This is a genomic window from Rodentibacter mrazii, from assembly GCF_001998825.1.
In the GTDB taxonomy this organism is placed as follows: domain Bacteria; phylum Pseudomonadota; class Gammaproteobacteria; order Enterobacterales; family Pasteurellaceae; genus Rodentibacter; species Rodentibacter mrazii.
Map to the genome: position 1 here is coordinate 1 of NZ_MLHG01000113.1, position 2,938 is coordinate 2,938.

The 2,938-nt window shown below is 38.6% G+C and carries 2 protein-coding genes; both read right to left on the reverse strand.

The genetic code is table 11. The features are described from left to right. Positions 1–17 precede the first annotated feature (17 nt). Positions 18–1,232 (reverse strand): aromatic amino acid transporter, encoded by a 1,215-nt coding sequence (locus BKK47_RS11910; protein ID WP_077495037.1) that lies wholly within the window; start codon positions 1,230–1,232, stop codon positions 18–20. A 146-nt stretch (positions 1,233–1,378) separates the two neighbouring features. Further along, positions 1,379–2,755, reverse strand: a complete 1,377-nt coding sequence (locus tag BKK47_RS11915) for a tyrosine phenol-lyase (protein ID WP_077495038.1) — start codon at positions 2,753–2,755, stop codon at positions 1,379–1,381. Positions 2,756–2,938: the final 183 nt, after the last annotated feature.

Here is a 2,938-nt window from a genome sequence, read left to right on the forward strand (position 1 = left end):
ATGAAGGTGGATTTTTACTAGCCAACAACTTTCGGTAAAAATCCTAATTTTATGAGGAAAGGAATATTGACAATGATCATACCTAAAATAGAAATAATTATTAGAATGCCCTTGCCGCCAATAACCCGATAGGGAAGATTAGGATGCAGTTTTCGTGCTTTCCATACTAATGCAGCCGGTAGTACAACCGCATAGAATGCAAACATTTGTCCTGCGTAACCCAGCGCTAAAATGAAACCTTCGGGATAAAAAAATGCGAATAGGAGAGGAGGAAGAAAAGTTAAAAAACCTAGGTATAATCGATTCGTTGAAATATTGCAGGCACGTTTGAGTAAATCCTCAATACATTCAAGTAAACCTAGTGCGACACCTAAGAAAGACGTTATCAGGGCAAGCACTGAGAAGATTTTTACTATGCCTGCAATAATACTGCTTCCGGTGATTATTCTAACCGCTTCAATGAGCCCGTTTAGTGTCGGATCTTGATGTAGTATTTCAAGGAATTTTGTTTGACTTAATACGCCATGAGTTGAACATTGCCATAAAATATAGCCAATTAAGGTAATCGCAGAACCAAAAATAATCGAAATTCTGAGCGCTCTTACGTCTCCTTCAAGGTATTTATTAAGACATGGAATCGAACCATGAAAACCAAATGCAGTGAAGAAAACCGGACTTGCTGAAATGAGCAAAGTGCTATCTATTGGCATCGCCATAAGGTTGTCTAATTTGATTTCCGGAATCATTAAGCCTAAAACAATGAGTAATGCTAGGAGCATAAACACAAATAAAATTCGATTTAATATATCGACAATTTGTGTGCCAATAATGATAAAAACCCCAAAAAATATGGTGAATAGTAGGATGGAGGCTTTCATTTTCAGATTAGGAGTCGCAAAATCAGGCAATGTTGAGGAAAGAATTGCGCCTCCCCCCGTGACATAAGCGGACAATAAAGCATATAAAAAGATCATTAATACGCTTGTTGCAACGATTCTTCCCAACTTCCCAAAATATTGTGAGGCCAACGTGCCTATTCCGGCATCATATTCTGCCGTTTGATATACCTCGACAAAAAGTAATGCACTATATGTCAGTAATACCCATAAAATGCCAAGTAAAATAATTGTGAAAGTTAGTCCCATTCCTGCGGATGTGAGTGGCATAGCAAGCATTCCTGCTCCAATCATGGTTCCGGAAGTAATGAGCGTACTGCCCAGTGTTTTGTTCATAAGTTTTCTCCTTTCTTATTTTTATAGAAAGGCGAGTCACGTCCTTATTTGACAACACATCAAAAAAACAATGTCATTAGAATGTTTTCGCTTTAAGTTCGGACATAAAAAACTCCTACTCCATCGCTGAAGTAGGAGCATTACACTTATTTTTGTTCAAAACGTGCGGTGAAGAAACGCAACTGTTTTGGCTCATATACAAAACGAAGGCCTTTAATATCTTCTTTGTGTTTGAACAAGTGAATAATACCCTCTGCAACAAGATCCATATGGGCATAGGTATAAACACGACGAGGAATGGTGATACGCACAGTTTCTAATTTTGGATGATGATTTTCACCGGTTTTAATATCGCGACCTGCTGAAATAATACCGCGTTCCATGGTACGTACACCACATTCAACATAAATTGCCGCCGCCAGTGCTTGTGCAGGGAAATCCTCTTCTTGTTTCAAATGTGGGCAGAAACGGCGGGCATCCAAGAATACGGCATGGCCACCGATGGGTTCAACTATTGGCACACCTGCCGCTTTTAGTTTTTCACCAAGGTAACGGACTTGTTTCACACGATGTTCAATATATTCTTCTTGAGCAGCTTCTTTTAAGCCGATTGCCATCGCTTCCATATCACGCCCGGCCATACCGCCGTAAGAAGGCATACCTTCAAAGACTACTACCATTTCTTTTGATTTCATAAATAATTCTTCATCATTCATACATAAGAAACCCCCAATATTGGTTAAGCAGTCTTTCTTGCCGCTCATGGTGCAACCATCGGCATAGCTAAACATTTCATGAATAATGGATTTAATAGAGCGATCTTGGTAGCCTTCTTCCTGTTCTTTAATGAAATAAGCGTTCTCAACACAGCGTGTTGCATCATAGAATACTTTAATACCGTGTTTTTTTGTTAATTCACGTACCGCTTTCATATTTGCGATGGAAACAGGTTGACCGCCCGCAAGGTTTACTGTTACCGCTAAGCAAACATAAGCAATGTTTTCTGCACCCTTTTCATTAATTAAACGTTCTAGCTTTTTAAGATCAATATCTCCTTTAAATGGTATATCAAGCGTTGCATCATGGGCTTCATCACGAATAATATCGTAGAAAATACCGCCATTTGCTTCTTGGTGGTAGCGGGTGGTCGTAAAGTACATATTGCCGGGTACATATTGTCCGGGTTTAATCGCTATACGGGAAAGAATATTTTCCGCTCCACGTCCTTGATGGGTGGGTACAATGTACTTAAAGCCAAATAATTCCTGCACAGTTTCTTGAAGATGGTAGAAGTTTCGGCTGCCAGCATAGGCTTCATCACCTAACATAATACCTGCCCATTGACGATCGCTCATCGCATTTGTGCCGCTATCGGTAAGAAGATCGATATATACATCTTTAGAATCAAGTAAGAAAGTATTGTATCCCGCTTCTTTCATCGCTTTTTCACGTTCTGCTTTTGGCAAAATAGAAACGGGTTCAACGCTCTTAATGCGAAACGGTTCGGCTGGATAGTATGACATAATATTTCTCCTAAAATAGTGAGTTAAGATTCTTGTCTTTAATAACTCGTCCATCAACATCTATCATCGAGTTATAGCTATATTAATAAAAAATTTTCATATAAACTGTGATCGCTGTCTCAAATAATAAAAAATTATTAAATAAATTGAGAAAATAGTATAAATGACAATTTTTTAATAAGT

What these genes read in the sequence shown, in the direction of transcription:
- BKK47_RS11910 (WP_077495037.1), bottom strand. Translation starts at nt 1,232, where the DNA reads ATGAACAAAACACTGGGCAGTACGCTCATTACTTCCGGAACCATGATT.
- BKK47_RS11915 (WP_077495038.1), bottom strand. Translation starts at nt 2,755, where the DNA reads ATGTCATACTATCCAGCCGAACCGTTTCGCATTAAGAGCGTTGAACCC.